The sequence below is a fragment of the Microcoleus sp. FACHB-SPT15 genome (genome assembly GCF_014849525.1).
GTDB classification, from domain to species: domain Bacteria; phylum Cyanobacteriota; class Cyanobacteriia; order Cyanobacteriales; family Coleofasciculaceae; genus Symplocastrum; species Symplocastrum torsivum.
Genome location: NZ_JACJNU010000053.1, coordinates 244,970 through 268,144 on the forward strand (window position 1 = coordinate 244,970; position 23,175 = coordinate 268,144).

Annotated in this window: 24 protein-coding genes; 13 read left to right on the forward strand and 11 right to left on the reverse strand. The window is 44.7% G+C overall.

The genetic code is table 11. The features are described 5' to 3' along the window. Nucleotides 1-103: 103 nt before the first annotated feature. Nucleotides 104-1,828 (reverse strand): S8 family peptidase, encoded by a 1,725-nt coding sequence (locus tag H6F98_RS20125; RefSeq protein ID WP_192220473.1) that lies wholly within the window; start codon nucleotides 1,826-1,828, stop codon nucleotides 104-106. Nucleotides 1,829-2,314: 486 nt separating this feature from the next. On the opposite strand from H6F98_RS20125, the gene H6F98_RS20130 reads away from it, so the two are divergent. After that, on the forward strand, nucleotides 2,315-3,781 hold the full coding sequence (locus H6F98_RS20130; protein WP_192220474.1) for a glycoside hydrolase family 13 protein: 1,467 nt from the start codon (nucleotides 2,315-2,317) through the stop codon (nucleotides 3,779-3,781). 76 nt (nucleotides 3,782-3,857) lie between these two features. Here the strand turns inward: H6F98_RS20130 and H6F98_RS20135 are convergent, their stop codons facing one another. Beyond that, entirely contained in the window at nucleotides 3,858-4,280 is a 423-nt protein-coding gene (locus H6F98_RS20135; protein ID WP_192220475.1) for a fasciclin domain-containing protein, read from the reverse strand. 87 nt (nucleotides 4,281-4,367) lie between these two features. Continuing rightward, nucleotides 4,368-5,348: an ABC transporter ATP-binding protein gene (locus H6F98_RS20140; RefSeq protein ID WP_192220476.1), complete on the reverse strand. Its 981-nt coding sequence runs from the start codon at nucleotides 5,346-5,348 to the stop codon at nucleotides 4,368-4,370. A gap of 293 nt (nucleotides 5,349-5,641) precedes the next feature. Between H6F98_RS20140 and H6F98_RS20145 the strand changes: the two genes are divergently transcribed. The 4 genes from H6F98_RS20145 (at nucleotide 5,642) to H6F98_RS20160 (ending at nucleotide 10,246) form a co-directional block, all read left to right on the forward strand. After that, complete coding sequence (locus H6F98_RS20145; protein WP_192220477.1) at nucleotides 5,642-8,206, forward strand: MBL fold metallo-hydrolase; 2,565 nt, start codon at nucleotides 5,642-5,644, stop codon at nucleotides 8,204-8,206. A gap of 202 nt (nucleotides 8,207-8,408) precedes the next feature. After that, nucleotides 8,409-8,762, forward strand: coding sequence for a hypothetical protein (locus H6F98_RS20150; RefSeq protein WP_192220478.1), 354 nt, complete (start codon nucleotides 8,409-8,411; stop codon nucleotides 8,760-8,762). Nucleotides 8,763-8,856: 94 nt separating this feature from the next. Next, the gene (locus tag H6F98_RS20155) at nucleotides 8,857-9,105 is read left to right on the forward strand and encodes a BrnT family toxin (RefSeq protein ID WP_313929912.1); all 249 of its coding nucleotides are present in this window, start codon (nucleotides 8,857-8,859) and stop codon (nucleotides 9,103-9,105) included. Beyond that, the gene (locus tag H6F98_RS20160; protein ID WP_192220719.1) at nucleotides 9,059-10,246 is read left to right on the forward strand and encodes a hypothetical protein; all 1,188 of its coding nucleotides are present in this window, start codon (nucleotides 9,059-9,061) and stop codon (nucleotides 10,244-10,246) included. The genes H6F98_RS20155 and H6F98_RS20160 overlap by 47 nt, the downstream gene beginning before the upstream one ends. 79 nt (nucleotides 10,247-10,325) lie before the next feature. On the opposite strand, the gene H6F98_RS20165 is transcribed toward H6F98_RS20160, so the two are convergent. Beyond that, the gene (locus tag H6F98_RS20165) at nucleotides 10,326-10,781 is read right to left on the reverse strand and encodes a DUF29 domain-containing protein (RefSeq protein WP_192220479.1); all 456 of its coding nucleotides are present in this window, start codon (nucleotides 10,779-10,781) and stop codon (nucleotides 10,326-10,328) included. Between the two features lie 110 nt (nucleotides 10,782-10,891). Continuing rightward, a complete protein-coding gene (locus H6F98_RS20170) occupies nucleotides 10,892-11,476 on the reverse strand; it encodes a Uma2 family endonuclease (RefSeq protein ID WP_192220480.1) in 585 nt (194 codons plus the stop codon). A 283-nt stretch (nucleotides 11,477-11,759) separates the two neighbouring features. Here H6F98_RS20170 and H6F98_RS20175 point away from each other — a divergent pair, with 283 nt between their 5' ends. The 4 genes from H6F98_RS20175 to crtR all read left to right on the forward strand — a co-directional run bounded on the left by H6F98_RS20175 (nucleotide 11,760) and on the right by crtR (nucleotide 15,378). Then, nucleotides 11,760-11,972: a DUF2997 domain-containing protein gene (locus H6F98_RS20175; RefSeq protein ID WP_192220481.1), complete on the forward strand. Its 213-nt coding sequence runs from the start codon at nucleotides 11,760-11,762 to the stop codon at nucleotides 11,970-11,972. An 11-nt stretch (nucleotides 11,973-11,983) separates the two neighbouring features. Next, nucleotides 11,984-12,739, forward strand: coding sequence for a nucleotide exchange factor GrpE (locus H6F98_RS20180; protein ID WP_192220482.1), 756 nt, complete (start codon nucleotides 11,984-11,986; stop codon nucleotides 12,737-12,739). Next, nucleotides 12,736-14,292, forward strand: a complete 1,557-nt coding sequence (locus H6F98_RS20185; protein ID WP_192220483.1) for an Hsp70 family protein — start codon at nucleotides 12,736-12,738, stop codon at nucleotides 14,290-14,292. Before H6F98_RS20180 ends, H6F98_RS20185 begins: the two co-directional genes overlap by 4 nt. Before the next feature lie 183 nt (nucleotides 14,293-14,475). Next, nucleotides 14,476-15,378: a beta-carotene hydroxylase gene (gene crtR, locus H6F98_RS20190; protein WP_192220484.1), complete on the forward strand. Its 903-nt coding sequence runs from the start codon at nucleotides 14,476-14,478 to the stop codon at nucleotides 15,376-15,378. Nucleotides 15,379-15,485: 107 nt separating this feature from the next. Here the strand turns inward: crtR and H6F98_RS20195 are convergent, their stop codons facing one another. The 3 genes from H6F98_RS20195 to H6F98_RS20205 form a co-directional block, all read right to left on the reverse strand. Then, the gene (locus tag H6F98_RS20195) at nucleotides 15,486-15,725 is read right to left on the reverse strand and encodes a 2Fe-2S iron-sulfur cluster-binding protein (protein ID WP_192220485.1); all 240 of its coding nucleotides are present in this window, start codon (nucleotides 15,723-15,725) and stop codon (nucleotides 15,486-15,488) included. Further along, nucleotides 15,722-17,221, reverse strand: a complete 1,500-nt coding sequence (gene cobQ, locus H6F98_RS20200) for a cobyric acid synthase CobQ (protein WP_192220486.1) — start codon at nucleotides 17,219-17,221, stop codon at nucleotides 15,722-15,724. The genes H6F98_RS20195 and cobQ overlap by 4 nt, the downstream gene beginning before the upstream one ends. Nucleotides 17,222-17,286: 65 nt before the next feature. Next, nucleotides 17,287-17,697 carry an Npun_F0494 family protein gene (locus H6F98_RS20205; protein ID WP_192220487.1) on the reverse strand — a complete coding sequence of 137 codons (411 nt, stop codon included), beginning with the start codon at nucleotides 17,695-17,697 and terminating at the stop codon, nucleotides 17,287-17,289. Nucleotides 17,698-17,909: 212 nt separating this feature from the next. Here H6F98_RS20205 and H6F98_RS20210 point away from each other — a divergent pair, with 212 nt between their 5' ends. Beyond that, a complete protein-coding gene (locus H6F98_RS20210; protein WP_192220488.1) occupies nucleotides 17,910-18,344 on the forward strand; it encodes a peroxiredoxin in 435 nt (144 codons plus the stop codon). Between the two features lie 344 nt (nucleotides 18,345-18,688). Here the strand turns inward: H6F98_RS20210 and H6F98_RS20215 are convergent, their stop codons facing one another. The 3 genes from H6F98_RS20215 to H6F98_RS20225 form a co-directional block, all read right to left on the reverse strand. Then, complete coding sequence (locus H6F98_RS20215; RefSeq protein ID WP_192220489.1) at nucleotides 18,689-19,099, reverse strand: hypothetical protein; 411 nt, start codon at nucleotides 19,097-19,099, stop codon at nucleotides 18,689-18,691. 41 nt (nucleotides 19,100-19,140) lie between these two features. Then, nucleotides 19,141-20,034, reverse strand: a complete 894-nt coding sequence (locus tag H6F98_RS20220) for an ABC transporter permease (protein WP_192220490.1) — start codon at nucleotides 20,032-20,034, stop codon at nucleotides 19,141-19,143. A 113-nt stretch (nucleotides 20,035-20,147) separates the two neighbouring features. Then, nucleotides 20,148-21,167 carry an ABC transporter ATP-binding protein gene (locus H6F98_RS20225; protein ID WP_192220491.1) on the reverse strand — a complete coding sequence of 340 codons (1,020 nt, stop codon included), beginning with the start codon at nucleotides 21,165-21,167 and terminating at the stop codon, nucleotides 20,148-20,150. A gap of 145 nt (nucleotides 21,168-21,312) precedes the next feature. On the opposite strand from H6F98_RS20225, the gene H6F98_RS20230 reads away from it, so the two are divergent. The 3 genes from H6F98_RS20230 to H6F98_RS20235 all read left to right on the forward strand — a co-directional run bounded on the left by H6F98_RS20230 (nucleotide 21,313) and on the right by H6F98_RS20235 (nucleotide 22,945). Beyond that, the gene (locus H6F98_RS20230; RefSeq protein ID WP_192220492.1) at nucleotides 21,313-21,852 is read left to right on the forward strand and encodes a Uma2 family endonuclease; all 540 of its coding nucleotides are present in this window, start codon (nucleotides 21,313-21,315) and stop codon (nucleotides 21,850-21,852) included. Nucleotides 21,853-21,921: 69 nt separating this feature from the next. Next, the gene (locus H6F98_RS34640) at nucleotides 21,922-22,083 is read left to right on the forward strand and encodes a 4-Cys prefix domain-containing protein (RefSeq protein WP_396812689.1); all 162 of its coding nucleotides are present in this window, start codon (nucleotides 21,922-21,924) and stop codon (nucleotides 22,081-22,083) included. Between the two features lie 445 nt (nucleotides 22,084-22,528). Continuing rightward, on the forward strand, nucleotides 22,529-22,945 hold the full coding sequence (locus tag H6F98_RS20235) for a hypothetical protein (protein WP_192220493.1): 417 nt from the start codon (nucleotides 22,529-22,531) through the stop codon (nucleotides 22,943-22,945). Nucleotides 22,946-23,175: the final 230 nt, after the last annotated feature.

Consider the following 23,175-nt stretch of genomic DNA (forward strand, 5'->3'; position numbering starts at 1 on the left):
GCCTCAGAATACAGTAGGGGCGCAAAACCTTGCGCCCTCAATGCTTGTATAGACCTATGGGGAAAGGCTTTCAGAAAAGCTCTCAACCAAGTAATCTATAAATTTATAACCCAGCCGTATTAATCAACCCAAAGCCCCATTTTATGTCGAAGGTTCCGGCTGGCTGATCGGGAATCAAACTATTTTCCCGCAGCAATGCCTTCACTGTATCAGGATCGAGGTTCGGGTCACGTTCTAGCAGCAGTGCAACAAGACCAGCGATGAATGGCGAAGCCATACTTGTACCCGCTAAAACCAGATACTGTTCATCCACCCGATTTGAGGGATCTGGAACCGAATCAGCACTCAACGCAGAAACAATCATCGCCCCAGGTGCAGCGACATCCGGCTTCTGGACATCATTACGCAGAGGGCCTTCGCTGCTGAAGTCAGAAATGTTATCCAACTCCAACCCAACTTCTTGAGGATTACCATCGATATCCGTCCACTTCACTTTTGTTGTGTAGGATGCAACAGTAATGGCAGTGTTCGAGGCTCCAGGTGAACCAATTTTCACTGAGTCTTGTACACTTACGCCAGTGAAGAATACAGCAGAGCGATCGTCCAGTGTCCACACGTCCAGCCGTCCCTCATTTGAAGAAGCATTACGGACTCGCAGTTGCCACACGCCTCCCTTAACTGATTGCCGTCCAGTACCCCGGATTTGAACAAAGAAGTTATGGTCGCCATTGGCTGGGTCAGGACCTGGTGTCACAATTTGCACTCGTGCATCTGCCAGAGTATACTCTTGTGCTGGATTGCCTTCAGTGATTACCCCTTGAAACGGTGTCACGAAGCCGCCAGGACTACGCACTGACACTTCAAAGGAGTTATCTCCGGAGTACCAACCATTTAACCAAGCGATTCCGACCAAATTATCTGGCACACGAAAGCGTATAGTACGCATTCCGCTAGATACGGTAGTTTGAGCATGAATATTGTCGTTGCCTTCGTTGCCTGCTGCACAGCACACAATTCGTCCTGGCCCAGACTCAGCATCAATAATTTGTGAGAGTGAATCGCTGCCATCATGAGCATCGGCGTGTCCACCTAGGCTAAGATTCACAACGGCTGGTCGTCCCAATTCACTAGCGACTCGGAAGATATAGCGAACCCCGTCGGCAATGTGAGCGTCCTGAAAGTCGGTCTTGACGATGACATATTCTGCCTGTGGTGCAACTCCACCATAGGTAGGATCGGCAGCACCCGCAATCCCCGCAACGTGGGTGCCGTGACCGTCTGTATCGCGAGAGGTTGTGAGTTGCGTTCCTGTTAATTCAATGCCGTAGTCTCCCTCCAGCACACCTGAACCCGGTAGCGCTTGATCCCAAATTCGCAAAATCCGTCCTTGGAATCCAGGGTAGTTGGGGTCAATGCCAGTATCGACAATCCCGATGACGACTCCCTGTCCCGTCAGTCCGCTTGCTTCCCGAAACTGCGGTAGATTGACTTTCTCTGGTGCAACGTCCATCCGCTTCTGCAAGTAGCGCGATGGCTTAATGCGTTGCACAGCAGGGTCTTCTGATAAGGGGTCTAAACTCTGGATTGGCAAAATTGCTGTGCGGATTCTGCCTGTAGACTGGTTGACGTGGATACCATGCTGTTCCAGATGACCAAGGTCTGCATCTTCATCACAGTAGATAAAGACTACAGTTCGCGCTGGCTTCGGACTACCTACGGTGGAGATTAGCCCTAGCGATCGCGTATGGGGAATTATCCCGACTCGTCCTTCTGCTTCGTAGTCTTGTAGGGCAACTAGCAGTCCCGCAGAAATTTTTTCATGTTGCATATCTGACCTCCCTTGTAATTCTGTGCAAAAACAATATTGCGCCTATTCGTTCAACAGACTGCACAGGATTTGATTGAATACTGTATCTCTAATGACGCTTAATTTTATCTTCTCAGATTTTATTCACCAACCAAGCTAGAAAGCTGATGCGATCGAAACTGAGTTAATTAGTAAGTGATTGACCTAAGTTTCTATCTGTTCTATATTATTTTGGAAAATTGGGTAAGCCTTGACATTACCCTGATGGGTACTCTTCCTATGGAACATCTAGATAACAGGACTTAGACAAATCTACCTTTGAACCACCAATTGTAGGGGCGCACAGCTGTGCGCCCCTACAAAATATTGTGCTTGTGCGTAAGTCCTAGATAAGTAAGTTGGTTTGAATTGAATCAGCCATACCTCAACGAGGATTTTCTACCAGAAGTTTGAGTCAGAAAACTTCTCGTATCTGTACCTTAGTGAGGGAAAGCTAGGGACTCATCTATGCAGATTCAAACTCCAGATTGGGTTAAGCACGCTGTTTTTTATCAAATTTTTCCAGATCGCTTTGCTCGCAGCCAGCAGCCACGAAAGCTACTTTTAAAGAATGCTTCCTGGGAAGCTTGGGATGAAATGCCAACGCTCCAAGGCTACAAAGGCGGCGATTTGTGGGGTGTAGTGGAGCAGCTAGATTACTTGCAGGAGTTGGGAGTTAATGCGATTTACTTCACTCCCATTTTTCAATCCGCCAGCAATCACCGCTATCACACTCACGATTACTACCAAGTCGATCCGATGTTGGGCGGGAATGCGGCTTTTAGGGATTTGCTAGAGGCGTGTCACGAACGGGACATCAAAGTTGTCTTGGATGGAGTGTTTAACCATTCCAGTCGCGGCTTCTTCTTTTTCCATGATGTGCTGGAAAACGGTCCCCATTCACCTTGGGTAGATTGGTTCAAAATTGAAGGCTGGCCGCTGTCTGCGTACAACGGAGATTTTCCTGCTAACTATGTTGGCTGGGCGGATAATCGAGCGTTGCCCGTATTTAATCATGACAATCCAGAAGTGCGGGAATACATTATGGAGATTGCCGAACACTGGATTAAATTTGGTATTGATGGTTGGCGTTTGGATGTGCCGTTTGAGATTAGAACGCCAGGGTTTTGGCAGGAGTTTCGCGATCGCGTTAAAGCCATCAACCCCGAAGCTTACATTGTTGGGGAAGTTTGGGAAGATTCGCGAGAGTGGTTGGATGGTACCCAGTTTGATGGGGTGATGAATTATCTCTTTACCGCACCAACGATCGCATTTACCGCAGGCGACAGGGTAGATATGGAACAAGTGCAAGACCGCTCCTATCAACCCTATCCACCCCTATTTGCGGCTGAGTATGGGGCAAAAATCCAGTACTTGTTGGATCTCTACCTTTGGGAAATTCAGCTAACCCAGCTAAACCTCCTCGCTAGTCACGACACAGCGCGGCTGCTTTCAATTGCTGGAGGTGATAAAGCCAGTGTCGAGTTAGCAACGCTGCTACTCTTAACCTTTCCCGGTGCGCCCAGCATCTACTATGGCGATGAGGTAGGCTTACCGGGTCGCCTCGATCCAGACTCCCGTCGCGGCTTTCCCATGGAAGCTAACTGGGAGCGTGATGTCCTAGAGTACCACCGCAAGCTGATTGCCTTACGTCATGCTTACCCCGCACTTCGGACAGGTCGTTACCAAGTTCTGTTTGCAGAAGGAACGGTTTATGTCTTTGCTCGAATTTTAGGCGGTGAGGAACTGATAGTTGCCGTCAACATCGGGACAGCAGCCGTGCCTGTGAACTTTCAGGTAACGGGTCTACAGTCTCAGCCGAGCCAGATGTTGTATGGTAGCGCAGCGGCAGAGTGGAAGACAGAAGGAGAATCCAACTACTTGTCCCTAGAACTGCCACCGCGCTCAGGTTGCATCCTTGGTTCAGCTAATTGATACCTTAGCAAAAAAATCGGAGGCATCAATTATCTTGATACCTCCGATTACCCTAAAGAAGAGTGCAACTAGACGTTTAGAGTGTTTGGAATTCCAGCACGGCTGGCATCAGGATCGAATCAATAACGTGGATTACACCATTGTCGGTGAGGATATCTGGTGTAATAACTAAGGCTTGATTTACCTTGTAGCCGTTGGAGGTATCAACGGCAATAATTGAACCTTCAACGGTTTCGGCTTCCTCAATTTCAAGCAGGTTATCACTTCTGACATCACCAAAGACAACGTGATACGTCAAAATCTTCTTGAGCTTTGGGATGTCCTGTAACAATTCATCTAATGTGCCTTCTGGCAGTCTTTCAAATGCCTCATCAACAGGTGCAAAGACAGTATAGGGACCAGGAGTTTTTAAGAAATCAACTAAATCGGCAGCCTCAACCGCCTTGACCAGTGTGTTGAATGAACCTGCATTGATGGCAGTCTCAACGATATCAGCCATAGGGTTTTGTCTCTTTGAAAATGTGTGTCTTGTTAAGAGTTACAAATAGAAGATTTAACAAGCATCTTTCAAAGGTTGGAGTTGTAGTTAATGGCTGGATGTGATTCCCCGTTGCCGCAACTGCTGCACAAAAAACTCTTCTAACGAAGTACGTGTGAGGTTCATGGCAATGATTTGACCACCCGTGAGGCGGAGTGTTGCAAGAAACTCTTGGGGGTCGCCTTGCAGCTTACCGTACCAGTAACCTGAATCAAAGTTGAAGTCTTTTACCCAGCGTTTGATAATCTCTAAGTTGCCACCTTGACCTTTGACATAGTAAATCTCAGAAGTGCCAAGTAGTTCATCGAGGGAGCCGATACAAATTAATTCTCCCTCAGCAAGGATAGCAACGCGATCGCAGATTTTCTCGACATCCGACAGCACATGACTATTGAAGAAAATCGTCTTGCCTTGCGCTTTGAGTGAGAGAATAATCTCCCGAATCTGGTAGCGTCCCATCGGGTCAAGCCCTGACATCGGCTCATCGAAAAACACGACTTCCGGGTCATTAATCAAGGCTTGTGCCATCCCAACCCTCTGAAGCATCCCTTTAGAATACTGTCGCATCTGCTTTTTACGAGCCGCTGATTGGGATAACCCCACTAAATCAAACAGCATCGGGATACGCTGCTTTTGTACTTCAGATGGGATTTCAAATAGCCCAGCGATAAACTGCAAAAACTCCCAGCCCGTGAGATAGTCGTAAAAGTAGGGGTTTTCTGGCAAGTAGCCGATTCGTTGTTTGACTTTAATGTTGCCGATTGGACTCCCTAGTAACCAGGCTCGTCCTGATGTTGGGCGTACTATTCCGAGAAGTGTCTTCAGTAGCGTTGTTTTTCCAGCTCCGTTGGGGCCGAGTAAGCCGAAGGTTTCTCCCTGATAGACGGTAAGGGTACAATTTTTCAGGGACTCAATTTTTTGATTGAGCCAAAATCCAGTGCGATAGACCTTTCTTAGGTCAACAGTCTGCACCACAGGTATCCGGTCAACAGTCGTCAGTTCAGCAGGCAAATCGGCAGTAGAATCCATCCCAGTCAAGTGCGATCGCGTATATCTCCTGAGTCTAATGATTCCCTATTTTGCCGATTTTGGTGTCAAATCAGACGTGTTTAAGAGCAGAAAGCTGTCAGCTATCAGCTATCAGCTTGTTTATTTTCCTTGCTTTGGTCTAGTTTCCACACCGCTGGCGCTGCATCTCATCTCTCCAGGAGACCGCTATCTCTTTTTCTCTTGAGATGCGATCGCAAGGCTTCTGGTGCTATAGCTTTGTATAGGTATTGAGTGCGATACCATATTGCTAACTATAATTCCTGAAAGTTCCAATGGATGACACCGTAACTTTTTATTTTAAATTAACAATAAATGGCTCTATAGAAAAAGTAGAAGATGTTACCTACCTTATTTGTTCTGACTCAACAAAATTAATTGTAAAAACTCAAGCCAATCCACCAGCGAGTCAAGGACTCTGGTCAGTTATTCCGAGTACAGATTCTACAGGAGTAATTGCAAACCTCAGCTTGCTAGATGAAGCGAGTGAAGATTCCGAAATAGGCGAGGCGCTTGGGAGAGTTGTGCAAGTAGGTAAACGTCACCTGCAACTCAAAATCCCCCGTCCCGGAGAAAAAACTCTAAAAGTCAACCTGCTATCACCTGACCCTCGGATGAAGATTGGTCAGTTATGGCAAATCGTGTTTACACGAGACGGAAATACTCTCAAAGTTAAAACAGCTAATCCTATTGAGGCTAGTCAAGTCAGTGCCACTGCTAATAATCCTATTGAGCCTAGTCAAGTCAGTGTCACTGCTAACCAAGCACCTGCCAAAGCAGTAAAAGAGCATAAGGTTCCCTCAAACAACCAGAATATTCCCCCTCAAAGTGTTGTTACTACAGTTTTACCGAACATCTCCTTGCCAACAAAAGAAGCTCTTTTCGCCTTACAGCAAGAAACAGGTGTAGATAGCTGGAAACTTCTCGCACCTAAACGTCGCTCAAAGGGTTGGGAGTGGGAAGCGGCAAGTGAGAGTGGACATCGAGCAAGAGTTACTGTTAGGCACTTCAGCTTACAGACTAGTGTTTACCAGTACCCATTACATATAGAAAACCAAAGCCATGAGTTGTCTAGTAACACACCGATTAGTAACGATGTAACAGAACGTTTAATTGTTAAACCGTTAGGTGCTGCTCGTGGCATTGGCGCAAGTTGTTTTCAAGTTTTCATCGGACCTTATGAAGTTGTTCTGGACTGCGGTACAAGACCAAAAGGCTATGACCCATTACCAGCACTAGAACACCTCAAAAATCCAGATCTTCTCCTCATTACTCATGCTCATCAAGACCATTTAGGGGCTGTTCCAGTCTTTCACAGCCGCTATCCAGCAGTGCCAATGATTTGTACTCCTGGTACTCGTGAAATTGCTCATGTAATGTTAACTGACTGTCTGAAAGTTCAACAGAGAAATGAGGATGCAAATGAGTTATTTAATGAGAATGAGCTGCAACGAACGCTGTTTCGTTTGGAGACAAAACCGATTGGCTCCTACTTTGAACCCTTGCCGGGGTTAAAGGTGCAATTTATCAATGCAGGTCATATTGTGGGAGCGGCTTGTATTTATCTCCAGTATGGAGAGAGGAGTCTGTTGTATACCGGGGACTACAATACAACCTCTAGTAGGACGACTGAAGGATTAAAACTTGCGGATTTGCCTCAAGCGCAGATGCTAATTACTGAGTCTACTTATGGGGCAGATACACACCCAGCAAGAAGGAATCAAGAAACAGCATTGATGAATGCGATCGCATCTGTTGTTGAAGCTGGAGGAAATGTTCTTTTACCCAGTTTTGCCTTGGGACGCGCCCAAGAAATCTTACTCGCAATTCGGACGAGTGCTTTATTCAAAAAACTCAAAATTCCTATCTATGTCGATGGTTTAGTACGGGCAATTACGGATACGTTTCGAGATAATTTAGAACTGCTACCATTTTCAGTACAAAACTTTGCAAAACAAGAGGAACCATTCTTTAATGAAAATCCTAATCCGCCAATTATTCCAATTGGCTCTCATAAAGAAAGACCCTTAGCACTTGCCCATCCAAGTGTGATAGTTGCGAGTTCAGGAATGCTCACAGGTGGCCCTAGTGTGTATTATGCGGGAGTGCTGCTAGAGAGAGAAAATGCAGCAATCTTTATTTCGGGTTACACCGATGAAGAGTCTCCTGGGCGAATGCTACAAGGTCTCCAAACTGGCGATACTGTTGAATTAGATGGTAAAGAGATTACCGTAAAAGCACGGATTGAGCGCTTTAATCTTTCAGCTCATGCTGACAAAATAGGTTTGACCCAAGTGATTAACAAGGTCAATCCCAAGCACTTGATTTTAGTTCATGGTAGTGGTCAAGCCTTGCATGAACTTGCCAAAAGTGGGGATTTACGGTCTAAGCACTACATTCATATCCCCTGTGTGGGAGAAGAAGTGGAATATGGTCAAGCACCGAATCATTTAAGTGCGACGCAAATTACTAAGATTGAACAGCCACAAGAGTTTGAAGTTGAAATAGAAGCGGAAGTAGAGGGAGCGTGGTTACGCATTCCAGAAGATATTGTAGAGACTGACCCTCGTTGGCAGATATTTGCAGCGAGTGGTACAGTCCTCGCCAAGTGGGATGGGATAGCGCTCAGACTGATTCCTCTAACACAACAAAGTCTAGTCAGACAAAAAGCAAGACAACAAGCGATCGCATCAGGACAAGATTGTTGTGCTGTATGCCAGTTTTTCGGTCAGGGAAGCTGTCAGTGTGAAGATAGCGCTTTGTTTAATCTTCAAGTCGATCCAGCCGGGGTTTGCACAGAGTTTAGTCCAACACAGAGCCAATCGAACCAAGCTTCCTAAACCACTTAGGTTCCCTCCCTTGGCTTCTGTGGCTGGTCATTGGAGCAAATTCGTCGTGAAATAGAGAACAGCGCAGAGGGTCGGAATGGTTGATGTAGCGATCGCGTGAACCCAGTATCAAAGGCGATCGCACATTAACGAGCTAAGATAATCGTCACCTCTTGGGTAGGATAGATTTCAACAGCCTTACTTCAAGAAACCTATGCTGAAACGAAATTGCACCCGGCTCGTTGTCGCTGCCATCCTCTTGGCAACTCCAAGCACTGCTTTAGCTCAACTACCTCAACCCCCACGTCCCCCACAACCTCCATCTCCGCTTCAGCAACAACAGGCTCGAATCAATCAAATTCAAGCAGCAGCAGTGGCTCAGATCGAAGCCTTGCTTAGTCCAGAACAACAGAATCAATACAAGTCTGCTAGACGTAGAGGTGCTGGAATAGTTGAGGGATTAAACGAGGTTCAGAATCTTTCAGAAGACCAACGAACTGATATTAATGAAATCACTCGCAAGACTAGCAGACAAATACTTAATTTACTGCCATCGCCACGCCGATAGTAAGCAGTTTCGATTAGAGGGGATACTAAGTCATGAGGTATGTTAGATTGAGGCGACGAATTTTGAGTGGGACGAGCGAAAGAACGAGATTAACATTGCTAAACATGGTTTTAATTTCGCTGATGCCCCTCGTATCTTCGATCTACCAATGCTGGTCGCCCTTGATGAGCGAGAAGACTATGGCGAAGATCGATGGATTGGCATTGGGCTACTAAATGGACGAGTCGTAGTTGTTGTATACACTGAGCCTGATGACGAAACAATTCGCATCATCTCACTGCGAAAGGCACTATCTCATGAACGAAAACGCTATGAGCAATACCTCAAAAACCGATTGGGCTAGGGTCGATGCCATGACCGATGAGGATATTGATACCTCTGATATTGCACCGTTATCAGAGGAGTTTTTTGCCAAGGCAAAATGGCGCATTCCCGAACCAAACGAATTGGCTTCAAATGTCTTAAACCTTCAACATCGGTTCTTTCTTGTAGATGAACGACCGCTTTGTATTTGGGATAAGGATATAAGACAAAAAACATTAAAATTTCTTGAAAATATTGACTCAGGCTATTTTGATTACATAGTGAATGTCCATTTGCAGACTCTAAACCAGGGAGACAAATCTACTGATAAAGAGTCACAATATGCTGCTCTCGCACTTCGGACAGCCTATTCTCAAGCTCTTGAAACTCTGTTTGCTCTTATCTGTGCTGCTATTCAAGCTCCTTGGTGTGTACCGGCTTGGATTAATGCCTATAAGAATGATGAGCTTCGTCAACTCGTTGAAAAGATTCACACCAAAAAGCCGATACGTTCCTTGTTAGGGGGTGAATCACCCTCTTGGTCTTCTATTTGTGCATTTATATTTCAGCAGTGTCCTTTTGAAAACGAGGCACAAAAATCCTCAGTGGAGGCAGGTTTTGCTCAACTCTGGTCTAATTTTGCTCAGGATTTTCTAGATAAGGAACATAGTCAAGAGTACAACAGCATAAAGCACGGGCTAAGGGTGCGCTCAGGGGGCTTCAAGTTTAGTGTTGGTCTTTTAGATAAACCAGACGTACCTCCACCAGCAGACAAAATGGAGGTAGTGTCTGATAGTCAATTTGGTTCAAGCTTCCTAGTTAACGAAAAGATTGGGAGCGAGAAACATCACATCTATTTTAAAGAACATTGCCGAAACTGGAATCCAAAAGATATTGCCTTACGGCTAATGCTAGCATCAATTTCTATTTCAAACATTCAATCAACTTTGAAGTTGATGCATGGAGTCTCAGAGGTTCAGCTTCAATATCCGGAAGATTTTACATATGTTAATCATTGGAATGATTTTGCAGCCGTAACAACCCCTAAGATTCAGATTATATCCGAATTTATTATCCCGTTTACTAAAGAAGAAATTTCTTCAGGCTATAAGACTATAAAGGGTTTTGGTGTTAGGAAAATTATCTTCACTAATAAAGAAGAGGTGGCAAATAATGACTAGCTTTTTTTTAGTAAGCAAACAATGAATAAAAATTAGAGGAGTATTTATGATTGGCATCAGTAAAGAGCGATCGCGCTCCTTAATCATCAACCTGATTCGATTCCGGTAGGAATTCAGGATTCATAACTTGCTCTGGAGTGTAGGGACATTCTTCTGGAAAAACCTGTTCGCCCAACTGAGTCTCTCGAATCCCCAGAGCTAAGCCGAGTTCGTAAGTGGCGAGGAAAACCTCATCGAGATAAGGCTTCAAACTAGGGCTATCCTGCAAAAGTAACCGAATCTGAACCCGTTGCTCTCGAATTGTACTCAACCAGCTATTGCTACGTTTGTCAGGTTGAAATTGCCACTTCAGAAGGTGTCCTAACAACACTCCTAGTCGATTTCTCAGTTCTTGTCGCTCTTTCCTGCCCAACGATTCAATCTCCTCAATCAGGTTGATCGTGTCTAATCGATCCCACTGCTGAGCTTTGAGCAGCGTTACCTGCTCTTGAGTCCAGCCATAAAAATCTGTTTCATAAAGGTGAGATGTATACATTTGTATGAACTCTCATTAATTTTCTTCATCACTAGTGCAGCACGGCGGAAATAACTATCCAGTTAAAAAAGGTTAAAAAGCTTACTGTGCAAGCAATATTCCTTATACCTTCAGGCATCAGCATTCTGAATACCAGGGACTTTGCGATAGATAGAGGCAATATCGCAGCGAAAATCTATGCTAGCGAAGTAGACTTCCTCTCCTTGTCCATAGGTTTGAGAAACCCAACTCCCTGACTCAGAAAGGCGAAAACACTCAAGGCTCATCTGAGATTGATTAATTAATACATATTCCCGTAAGGATGGCGACGTTTGATAGTCAGCAAATTTTTCCCCTCTGTCAAACGCTGCTGTTGAGGGAGATAGCATCTCAATTACCAAAATGGGATAGAGAATGAAATCCTCTATAGAGTTTGTATCTCGCTCATCACACGTTACCGCGAGATCAGGATAGTAATAGCAGTCGGCTTCCTCAAGTCTGATTTTAATATCGGAACTGAGAACGAGGCAGGGGGTGTTATCCAGATGATTATTAAACAGGGTGACTAAGTTGCCAGCAATAACAATATGAGGTTTCTTTGCCCCTACCATTGCATAGACTTGTCCACGCCTATACTCATGTTTGATGGGGCTGACTCGTTCTCCCTCTAGATAATCTTCTCTTGAGATGTAAAATTGACTTTTGCTAATAGTCATTTAAAACAGCCTCGCCTTAGGCAATCTCAGTTTAACAACACTCTTTCGGCAGAAGTCACGAGTCTTACCGCGCAGAGTTATTTCGGCAAGCTGTAACCCAGCTTCAGTAAAGCAGTGTGGCACTTAGCTTCAGTTGCGGTTGGCACAACCAAAAAACGTGAAGCGCAGCTACCCCATAGAGAATCGCCTATTTCATGGAACTGAGAAACCTTCTGACCTTTTATAATCCCCTCAAACAGTTACCATCAGATTAACCATTGCATTGAACTTCTCTAGTAACTTTATGGCTGAGTACCAACAAGTTGAGTATCGTATCGGAAAAGACGGCAAAATCCTTGAAACTGTCATTAACGCCACAGGCGCGAGTTGTACCGATACCACAAAGGGCATTGAACAGGCGTTAGGGGAAGTATCCAATCAAGAGCTATTGCCAGAGTATTACGCAGAGGAAGAAAACCTCACCACATCAGAAGATATTTCTCTTAACCAGATGTAGCAGGTAACACAATGATTGACAGCCTCAAGGTACCAGTGCCCAGCTTTGGAACGTTACTGGTTTTAGGGGGTCTTTTTTTGGTGCTGCTGTACATTTATTCACTCTCAGAAAACGCTCAAGTGTCTCCTCTGAAATATGACCAACTCCTCAAAGAGCGACTCAAGCAGCTGGGAATCAGTAGCTTTCTAGATTTACAGCAAAAATCTGGTTTAACGTCCACACACCTACGCCAAGTCCGGCGTGGAGAGCTATCATTACTCAAGCTCAAAGATCTGACTAAGCTTGCCACTGCTTTGGACTGGACGATAGAAGAACTCTTGGAATTGGGTGGATTCAAGACGAATTCCAGGAAACAGGTGTCAGAAACGGAACTCCTGCGGCGTGAGTGTTTGCAACTACGCCAAGAGTTGCAAAACCTAAGCCGTGAATTAACCACCGAGTTTCAACACTCAATATTCTCTCAATTGCAGACTTTACTCACCAACTATCCCAGTCTTCGCGCTTCTATAAACGTGAAACCCGATCTCCCTGCTAAAAACATCGTTTCGCTATTCACGCCTCTCGATAATCTCATCGAAACTTGGGGTTATGAACGGATTGGTCAAGCTTGGGAGCAAGTTCCCTACAATCCTCAATTACATCAAGCAGATGTTAGTGATATTGAAGTTGGAGAGTTAGTTTATATTCGGTTTATCGGATACAAGGAAGGAGAACGGATACTCTGTCCTGCGAAAGTCAGTCGGACGCTACCAGGAGGCGTCAAATGACAGTTATTGCGATCGACTTCGGAACGAGCAACACTGTTGTTTGTACCACTGACCCTGTGACGAAGATACCAAGAACTCTGAAGTTTAATCAATCACGCCGATTTGAAACAGGGGCAGATCAGGTGAATGTCGTGCCGAGTTTGGTATTTGTTCAGGAACCCAATCAATTAGTAATTGGCGAACAAGTGCGATCGCAACGTCTCGGATTTACTCAGCCTGAGCGATTGTTTCAAGCTTTTAAACGGGACTTAGTTGCCGATTACCGCCCACCCCCACGTCAACTAGATGGCACACTCTACACAGCCGAAACAATTTGTGAACTCTTTTTAAAACAGATTTGGCAACAGGTACTACAACAAGCACCAGTCACTCGCACCATTTTTACTGTACCTGTTGGTGCTTTTGAGCGATATCTTGATTGGTTCCGTGACTTCGCAGATTCATTGGGTCTGCCAAATGTTCAACTGGTGGATGAGTCTACAGCAGCAGCTTTAGGTTATGCAGTAAAACGTCCTGGTTCTGTTGTTTTGGTCGTAGATTTTGGCGGCGGGACGCTGGATCTAAGTCTAATTCGGACGGTGGCTGCTGATAATACAAAGAAGGTTTTACGCGCTGAAGTGCTAGCGAAGTCTGATGCTTATATCGGTGGCGTGGATATTGATGTCTGGATTGTCGAGCATTACCTAAGGCAAATCAATTCTTCACGGGAAGAGGTAAAAGAAATAGGTTGGCAGAATTTGCTAGAACTAGCAGAAAAGCTAAAAATCCGACTTTCAAATGCAATCGAAGCAACTGAAAGCTGGTTTGACGATGAGAACTTTTTTGCTCACGATTTGCATCTCACACAACATGAATTAGCAGAAATTCTGGAAGAAAGTCAGTTATTAGAAGAACTACGACAAGCAATAGATGAAGTCTTAGCTCGTGCCATCTCAAAGGGTATTAGTAAAGTGGATATTGAACAGGTACTTCTTGTGGGAGGGAGTTGTCAGATTCCGGCTGTTCAGCAGTTGGTGAATACTTACTTTGGACGGAATAAAGTTAAGTTAAACAAGCCTTTTGAAGCTGTTGCTTACGGAGCCTTAGCTTTAGGAGAGTTAGTTGAAGTAGAGGACTATCTACGACACAGTTATGCCATTCGTTTGTGGGAACCTTATACCCGACAATATTCCTATTTCACGCTATTTGAAAAAGGAAGGCGCTATCCTTGTTCTCGCGCTGAACCCCTAACGCTGCAAGTAGCTATCAATGGACAACGGGAGATACGTTTGGATATTGGGGAAGTGGCAGATGTCTCAGCCGCTGAGGTAACCTACGATGCTCAAGGTAGGATGACGAGTAGTTTCCTCAATCAACAATCTTGCTTTCGCTCAATGGGTGGGACTCAAAGTGAAGTTTGTGTGGCGCATCTAGAACCACCGGGGGAAACAGGCGTAGACCGAATTAAGGTAATGTTTACGGTATCAGAACAGCGGGTATTATTAGTGACGGTGAAAGATTTGTTGACGGGACAGATATTAGTAGAGAGGGGTGCGATCGCAAAACTTCAGTAACCACAATAAAGCATTTCATTAAAGGCTAGCTAGCCCAGAAATAAGCCGCCTTTGCCTCAAAATCTTTTGTTTATTAATTAGTGATTTTATGATTAAACGCATTCATATTCACAAAACTTTATAATTCAGTGATTGTATAGTATACTACAAATAACATTGATTGAAGAAGGAGCAAAGACAACAATGTTGGAGGCAGAGAAGCCGCTAACAGTTCCCAAGGAGTTTCTGGGGCCTCCCGATGAGTTCAATCCAACGCTACTCATGTTTCTAGTAGCGATCGCGTTACTCGTCATCTCTAATTGTGGTTACTGGCTCTGGCACTGGGTTGATTGGTGCTGCTTTTGTATAAATGTTCTCGCTATACACATGGCAGGAACAGTGATTCACGATGCTTGCCACAATGCTGCTCATCGCAATCGGATAATGAATGCCGTGATGGGGCATGGCAGTGCGCTGATGCTGGGTTTTGCGTTTCCAGTGTTCACGCGAGTCCATTTGCAGCACCATGCTCATGTCAACGACCCAGAGAATGACCCTGACCATTATGTTTCAACAGGTGGCCCTCTCTGGCTAATTTTTGTGCGTTTTCTGTATCATGAAATCTTCTTTTTCAAACGACGGCTGTGGCGAAAGTATGAGTTGTTGGAGTGGTTTATCAGCCGATTAATTGTCATAAGTATTGTCTATGCTTCCTGCAAGTATGACTTTTTAGGTTACGTTCTCAACTTCTGGTTTATCCCAACTGCAATAGTCGGGCTAGCGTTGGGATTATTTTTTGATTACTTGCCTCATCGCCCTCATCAAGAACGCGATCGCTGGAAAAATGCCAGGGTTTATCCTAATGCGATTCTCAATGTATTAATCATGGGACAGAATTACCATTTGATTCATCATCTATGGCCATCTATTCCCTGGTATAACTATCAACCTGCTTACTATGCAACTAAGCCTCTTTTAGATGAAAAAGGTTGTGAGCAAACATTGGGACTTCTAAAACCAAAAAACTTTTGGAGTTTTTTATACGACGTGTTTTTAGGAATTCATTTTCACGGTAAATCATCTAAAACAATTAGAGCTGATTCATGAAGTAGCTATCAGCGCTCAGCTTTCAGCCAAAAGCTTAATAAAGGACTACAACAAACACATCGCTAAGGATGTTTCAAAAGCTAGCCACTGATAGCTGAGCGCTTATTTTACCAAGTAGGGTCACTGTAGAGATTAATCGTCAACTCTTCATGACCTGCTGGTACAGCACTGATACAGGCACAAATGGTTGCACCATCCTCAATTTCGACCTCACAGGCATGACAAGTCCCCATTAGGCAACCCGTAGGAATGAAAACGCCAGCCCGTTCAGCGACCTGAAGCATCGGTTCTCCCGCTTCGGCGTCAATTTTCACATTGTCTGGCAAAAATCGAATGCTAATACTCATGCTTTTTGGGACGGTAAAATCGGACTTAAATCTAAATGAGCTTCCACAATATCGGCAAGTGAGTTTAAAACTGTCTCCCGTTGTTCGCGGTAGTTCGCGACACCTGTAGGGAGGGAGGGTAGTCCCCGTTGCTGTCGAAGGTAATTCAACCAAGCGCGTCGCCAAGGTCCATTGTCAAAAAGACCGTGGAGATAACTGCCCCAAATAGATTGACTCACATCAACAATTCCTAAACCTGGGTCATCAAAAAGAGGTTTATAGGAAGACTGTTTGTCTGCATTTTCCGATTCGATGAGTCGCGACCGCCCTTGATGAATTTCATATCCTGCAACAGGTAAACCTACCTGGGGATAATTGGACGATACAAGTCGCTGACGTGCAACTTTGTTACCTGTAATGACTGTTTTTAAGGGCAATAAATCTAACCCCTGATAGCGTCCCTCTTGACCTTCTACACCTTCTGGGTCAGCTAGCATTTTCCCCAGCATTTGGAATCCCCCACAAATGCCAAGAACTGTACCACCTGCGGCGGCATAGCTTTGAATTTCTGCCGCCATGCCCGTTTTTTGCAGTAGCATCAAGTCTGCGATTGTTGTCTTAGTGCCTGGAAGAATTACGGCATCGGGATGTCCCAACGATTGATTGGGGGAAATGTATCTTACAGTAACGCTAGGTTCAGCTTCGAGGGGGTCAAAGTCAGTAAAGTTAGAAATTCGGGGAAGCCGAATTACAGCGATTGTTAGTTCACTATTTTGCTTTTTCTTGAAGTTGCGCTCAAGCAAATCTAGAGAATCTTCAGCAGGGAACAACTGTTCCATCCAGGGAATGACACCGACAACAGGAATACCAGTGCGTTCTTCTAACCACTTGATTCCTGGTTCCAAAAGCGATCGCTGTCCCCGAAACTTGTTAATCACCACACCCTTAATCAAGGCGCGTTCCTCTGGTTCCAAGAGTTCCAGAGTCCCAACAACATGAGCAAATGCCCCACCCCGATCAATATCAACGACTAGCAATGTGGGAGCATTTAAATGCATCGCAACTCGCATATTCGTTAAGTCGCGGTGCTTGAGGTTAATCTCTGCTGGACTACCAGCGCCCTCGCAAACAATCAAATCAAACTCATTGCCCAGACGCCGTAGGGATTCTTCTATTGCCTGCCAACCTTTAGCAAAATACTGTTCGTAATAATCAGAGGCGCTAACCTGACCGACTGCCCTACCCATGAGAATGACTTGGGAAGTCATATCTCCTTGAGGTTTAAGGAGAATCGGGTTCATTTCTACACAAGGCATCACACCCGCCGCCCAAGCTTGTACTGCCTGTGCATGACCAATTTCTCCCCCAGTCGGTGTTACATAAGCATTTAGCGCCATATTTTGCCCCTTGAAAGGCGAAACGCGCCAACCACGCCGCGAAAGAATGCGGCACAATGCTGTTGCAACTAATGATTTTCCTGCATGGGACGTTGTCCCCACGACCATAATAGCTTTCATAAATCAGGGTTACGGGTAGGGGATAGGTGAGGCAAGACTTGTAGAAGGTACCCTTAAAATGTTGCTTAGATAGGTAATCGCAACCATCGGCTCAACGCATTATAAAGCCGATCCATAAAAGATGGGGGAGGCAACGTCCCTCCCTGAGCTTCCCAGGTTTTTATCAGTTGGCGTCCTAATGGGGTTAAGCGAAAACTATCAGTGATGCCTTGACCATCAACTTCTCGCCGCAAAACACCGACTTGGATTAGCCACATTAATCCGCTTTCTACTGCCAACTCTGACATTGGGCGTTTTGTATAATGCTGTTTGACAGCCTCTTGTCCTGCGATCGCCTGTAAGGGAACACTCTTTGAGCGCATTGCGACAAATAGAGGAAGCAGGAATGGTAAACAACGCATCGCCAGTTCTGCTCGTTTAACAGTACGGGCAGGATATTGAATAGATTGGCTCTCTAAAGGCTGAATTAAAGTCATTGCAACGGCTGATATATTAACACAACGCTGATTAGCGAATCATTTTTTCTATCTTAAGCGGTTTCAACAAGCGCATTCCTCACGGGCGGTATAGAAGCGTTCAGGACTTAGCCATTTCTTTCAACCACTTCTGAGTTAAAGCCGGAAAAATTTTAATTTATTGTAATATCTAAAGTTGGACGATCACTTAAACCAACAGGAATATAAGATTTATGGCTTTAGCAGTTGGTACGGATGCACCTGCATTTACTGCCAAAGATAGCGAGGGAAAGACCGTTTCCCTATCAGACTTTGCTGGTAAAACTGTTGTTTTATATTTTTATCCTAAAGACGACACCCCTGGCTGCACCAAGCAAGCTCAAAGTTTTCGGGACAACTACGCCGAATATCAAGGCAAAGACATGGTTGTACTGGGTGTGAGTCGGGATGACGAGGCATCCCATAAACTCTTTCAAGAGAAGTATGGTTTGCCCTTTCAGTTGCTAGCAGATGTCGATGGAACCATTACCAAAGCTTACGATGTTGATGGTGGCGGTTATGCTAAGCGTGTCACCTACATCATTGACGGCAATGGCAAAATTACCCATGTTGATGCCAGTGTCAACACCGCTAGCCATGCCCAAGATATTCTGGCTGCTGCGGGCTAAGCCACTTAGAAAATAAACGAGAGATTGCATAAACGAGGGGCACGGCATGATGCTGTGCCCCTATTTGTGTTAAGTCTTTTACTGAGTTAACTAGACATCTTGCATAAATCCCGGAATGCGCCCTAAATCCCCCAATTCTGGGGGACTTTGAATTTTGATTTCCCCTGAATTGAGGGGCAAGGGTGTGTTTTTAAACCCTTCGATCCCCCCTGCCCCACTTAAAAAAAGGGGAAGAATTCAGTCAAAGTCCCCCTTAAAAAGGGGGATTTTGGGGGATCTGAATCTGACGGGGAAAGCCAGAAAACACGCCCTAGGGGGGCGAAAATTGGCTGCAACCAAAACGTCTACTGTACGCTTTCTACCTGCGGCGTTGTCTCTGGAGTCATAGGAGACACTGGATTACCTAATCTCTGTAACTGTTGCTGACGAAACTGTGCAGCCGCATCATCTATGTTTTCGCGGCTTTCAGTCGTGAAGTCATTCATGTCACGCGAATTGTACAGTCTGGAGTTGTGAATCAAGTCAAAAACGCTAAAACCACCACCACCAGCGCTACCTGTGAAAGGATCTACCTCATTTTGCTGAGTGTTGAAGTCTTGTAGGGGTTGAACTCTGTCGGCTGGTTGTGCCAACGCCGTTTGGGGTAGTATAGCCGACGAGATTGCGGCTAGGGTAGCTGAGAGTCCAACACCTAAAGCAAGACGAACTAGCAACGTTAAGGCAAATCCAGAAACCAATGGGTTGCTTATTTTCATGGCAGTTTACAGCTCAATAGACTGATTTTAACGATTCTAGGCTACGAAAAACGACGACGCAGTAGGGGCTGAATTGCCACTAGTACTACAGCATCAAAGGCTAAAAGGACAAGAAGTGCGCCACCAAACGTAATGGATACCCAAGGTGCTTGCATGACAATACTACCGAGCGACCATCCAGAATGAGTATAAAGATAACGGATTGGCTCGATCGCATAACTCAACGGATTGAGACTTGCCACAACCTGCAACCATCTCGGCATAAAGGAAAGAGGTGCAAGGGCAGTACTAGCAAACAGTAGAGGCAAGTTCGTCACAAAAATTACCGCAATTAGCTCAATGTGCCCCGGTAGTGCAAAAGCGAGTCCCAAACTCAAGGCTGTGACACCCACAACCAGCAAAAAGACAATCAGGGCAATGATTCCCAAACCCAAAAGATCCGGTAAACCTGCGCCTAAAAAGGCACTCACGGCAACAATTGCCCCAGCCTGAAGCAAGCTGAGGACAATAATGTAAATCGCACTCGCGGCAACAATTGAGAAGCGAGAGGCGAGAGGGGCAACCAGTAAACGGTTCAAAAAACCAAATTCCCGATCAAACATCACTGGCAACCCAGCATTCAGCGCACCAGCAAAAGCGGTGAAAACAATCACACCAGCACCGAGAAATCGCCCATAGGAGAGTTCATTGCCAAATAGTCCTTGAGGCGCGTTTTGAAATAGTGCCCCAAATAGAACCAGCCACATAACAGGTTGAATAATTCCAGCAATTAATGTGGAAGGACGCCGTTGTAGCTGAATGAATAGACGCTTGGTTAAAGCAAAAGTTTCTTGGACAAATTCACCGAGGCTAGGAGTATCATTAGCTGGGATTTGACTAGATAGTTCTGACTGCAATTTGATGTCAGGTTTAGAAGGAGTAATAGTTCCGCTCATCTTAATTTTTTCTTTGTTTCAAATGAATTTCTTTGTCTTTTGGAGAGTCGTTAATTTGGCGGCTAGTGTCACATAAGGTAGGCTGCTGTGCCTCTCCTACAAAACCGCCTAAACTACCGCATATTTTGCTTTTTCTCGGCTTTAGGGTCGCGTTTCCCGGCAGCGGCGAGTTCAGCATCTAGTAAGGTTCGACCAGTAGCCGCAAGATAGACATCATCCAAACTCGGTCGTGCTTGAGCAATTCCAAACGTTGGTAAGTCAGCGTCTTTCAACGATTGTTGAATGCTCATTAACGCATCACTTTGGGGTTTCACGACAAGATTTAGAGAGTTACCCTGAGCGTTATTAATAATGATTTCTTGCACAAAGGGTAGAGTTTGAAGCATATCTTTAGCTTTTTGGGCTTCCTCAATGGGAGAAAACTCACGGAGGCGAAGTGTAATGCGATCGCCTCCTACCTGATCTTTCAATTGGGAAGGTGTCCCCTCTGCAATCACAACTCCCCGATCAATAATCGCCACTCGGTTAGCTAGTGCATCAATCTCTTCTAAATAGTGGCTGGTAATCAAAACCGTGGTTCCCGTTTCTCGCAGCTTACGCAACAAATCCCACACGACGAAGCGGCTTTCGATATCTAACCCAACCGTTGGTTCATCTAGCACCAAAACATCCGGTTGATGCAGCAATCCTGCGGCTAAGTCGATGCGTCTTTGCAAGCCCCCAGAATAGGTGCCAGTCTTTTTATCAGCATATTCTTCTAAGCCCAACAGATTGATCACTTCTTCAATCCGTTTTTTAGCAGCCGCATTAGGGAGGTGATAAAGGGCTGCTTGCAGTTGCAAAAGTTCTCGTCCGGTGAGTACCTTATCTAAGGCAACTTCTTGAGCCACATAACCTAAACGTCGTCTCGCTAACCTCGGCTGAGCAATAACAGAAATCCCCGATATCTCAACCTTACCTGCATCGGGTGTCGTTAAAGTACAAAGACAGCGAATTGTCGTGGTTTTACCTGCACCATTGGGACCCAGTAACCCAAAGATTTCTCCAGGTTCCACTTGAAAGGAAATATCCTTAACGGCTTCCACTGAGCCATAGCGCTTCTGGAGGTTCTGGATTAAAACAGCAGCTACCATAAATATTTTTCCGCCAGGAAAGGCTACACAAATCTAAACAGTCTTTCTTTCCATTTTAGGGCGTTAGCTGCAAGAGGGTGTGAAGCGCTAAGCTGACAGCAGCAGAACTATTCCTCTGAATCAAGACTGCAAAGGAGTTATAGCTATGGTAGCGACTGCGGTTGTATCGGAAAATGTCTCTTTAGATGACTTGATGTTCAATCTCCCGGAACACATGGAGTGGGTGGATGGGCAATTTATAGAGAAAGATGGGATGACATTACAGCATAGTGAAATTCAGGGAAATTTGTACTTTTACTGGAGGAGTTACACAATCTCCAGTGGACAAGGGGGAAAAGTCTATACTGATGTACCTTGTCGCACGACTAAGCAAGTGCGGCGTCCAGATGTTGCCTATCTTACGCCTGAACTAGTCACGCAGTTTAGTAAGGCAGATATATTGCCACAAAGTTTCCCGCTAATTGCTGAAATTGTTTCGCCTACTGATGTGGCTGAGGACGTATTTATCAAAGCACAGGAATATCTACAATCAGGTTGTGAGGAAGTTTGGTTAGTGTTCCCTAAGAGTCGTTTAGTCTTGGTGATGACTCAAACTCAGATATTAGGGTTTAAATCGGGTGAGGTAGTTAGCACTCAAAAGATACTGCTGGGTTTTAGTGTAGCGGTAGATGAGTTGTTGGCATGAGGCTCACTATTCACCTGAGTTTTGGGAAAACTTTAGGTATAGACACAATCTGCTGATGCTTTCCCAAATATGCTCTATTGTTCCAATCCTAACTGCTCAAACCCCTTCAATCCGAATGGAAATAAGTTTTGCTTAAGCTGCGGTTCACAAACACTCTCACCTCTGTTCCGCAACCGCTACCGCGTAGTTCAACTTTTGGGTGGTAGTTACAGACTTCAGCTGCGAAGATAGATTACATCAGCTCTTCAGTGATAAAAGGCTAAAGAAGCTGAAGTGTTGTGATCAAGGTATGCGATCTCGTTGATTCTTTGTGAAATGCGATCGCACTTTGCTAGTCGAGAAAGAGTTTAGAAAATTGGTATTAAGGGCTGAAAGCTTTATTTTAAGGTTGAATATAATCTAATTTCTACTTTATCTCTTCACTTGATTATTGCTGTAGATAGATGTAAAAAATTTGACCTACTTTAGATATAAAAAAATATTGAGATACAACTCTTTAGATAGATAAACTGAGTGATTAAGGGTATTAATATTAGTAACAAGTTTTACCTTTCAGTTCTTTGGACTGAATTGAGGTAACTTAGTCAGGTTTGAATGAAGCGAATAAGAGCTTTTGAAATTCAACAAGACAACAGAAATCCTAAACCTCTTTTAGCTAACAATAAGGAAAATACCGATGAGTACACAGTCGAATAAAAATTCAATCAGTAAACTTTTCAGCGTAGCAGGACTTGCTACTGCTAGTCTTTTACTGAGTTTTCCAGCTTTTGCATTAATTCCTACTTCCTCGGCTGAATCAAATGGGAAGAACCAAGAATTTTTAGCACAGGCTGGAATGGATACCAATGGATCTCCTAGACCAGAAGGCGATCAAAATGTTCCCACAGCTCCTTCTCCAAGTGACCCAAGCGTCGATCGGGTAGTGCCTGGAGACCCGATTACTGAAGAAAATAATCAAATGCAAATGAATGAGCCATCCTCTGCTACTGAAACTAATGATAATATGAATACTCAGTATTCTAGGGATTCAGATCGACTCAAGCCGGGAACTTGGATGTGTTTAAATAATCCTAATCCCCAGTGTGAGTCCTAAGTGAATCATAAAGAGGTTTTCTTGAGAGGAAAGTATAACTCAAAGTAACTCTCTTTCTTAGCCGTTGAAAAAGCGCGATCGCCTTATCATTAGGTTGGAACAATTAGCTAAACAAACTAATCAGGGACAAAGAGAGTAGCAAGGGTTACCAATCTTTATGAAGGCGCTTCAAGCGATCGCATCCTACCAAAAATCCCTTCAGGTTAAGTCCTGAGGGGATTGTCATATTG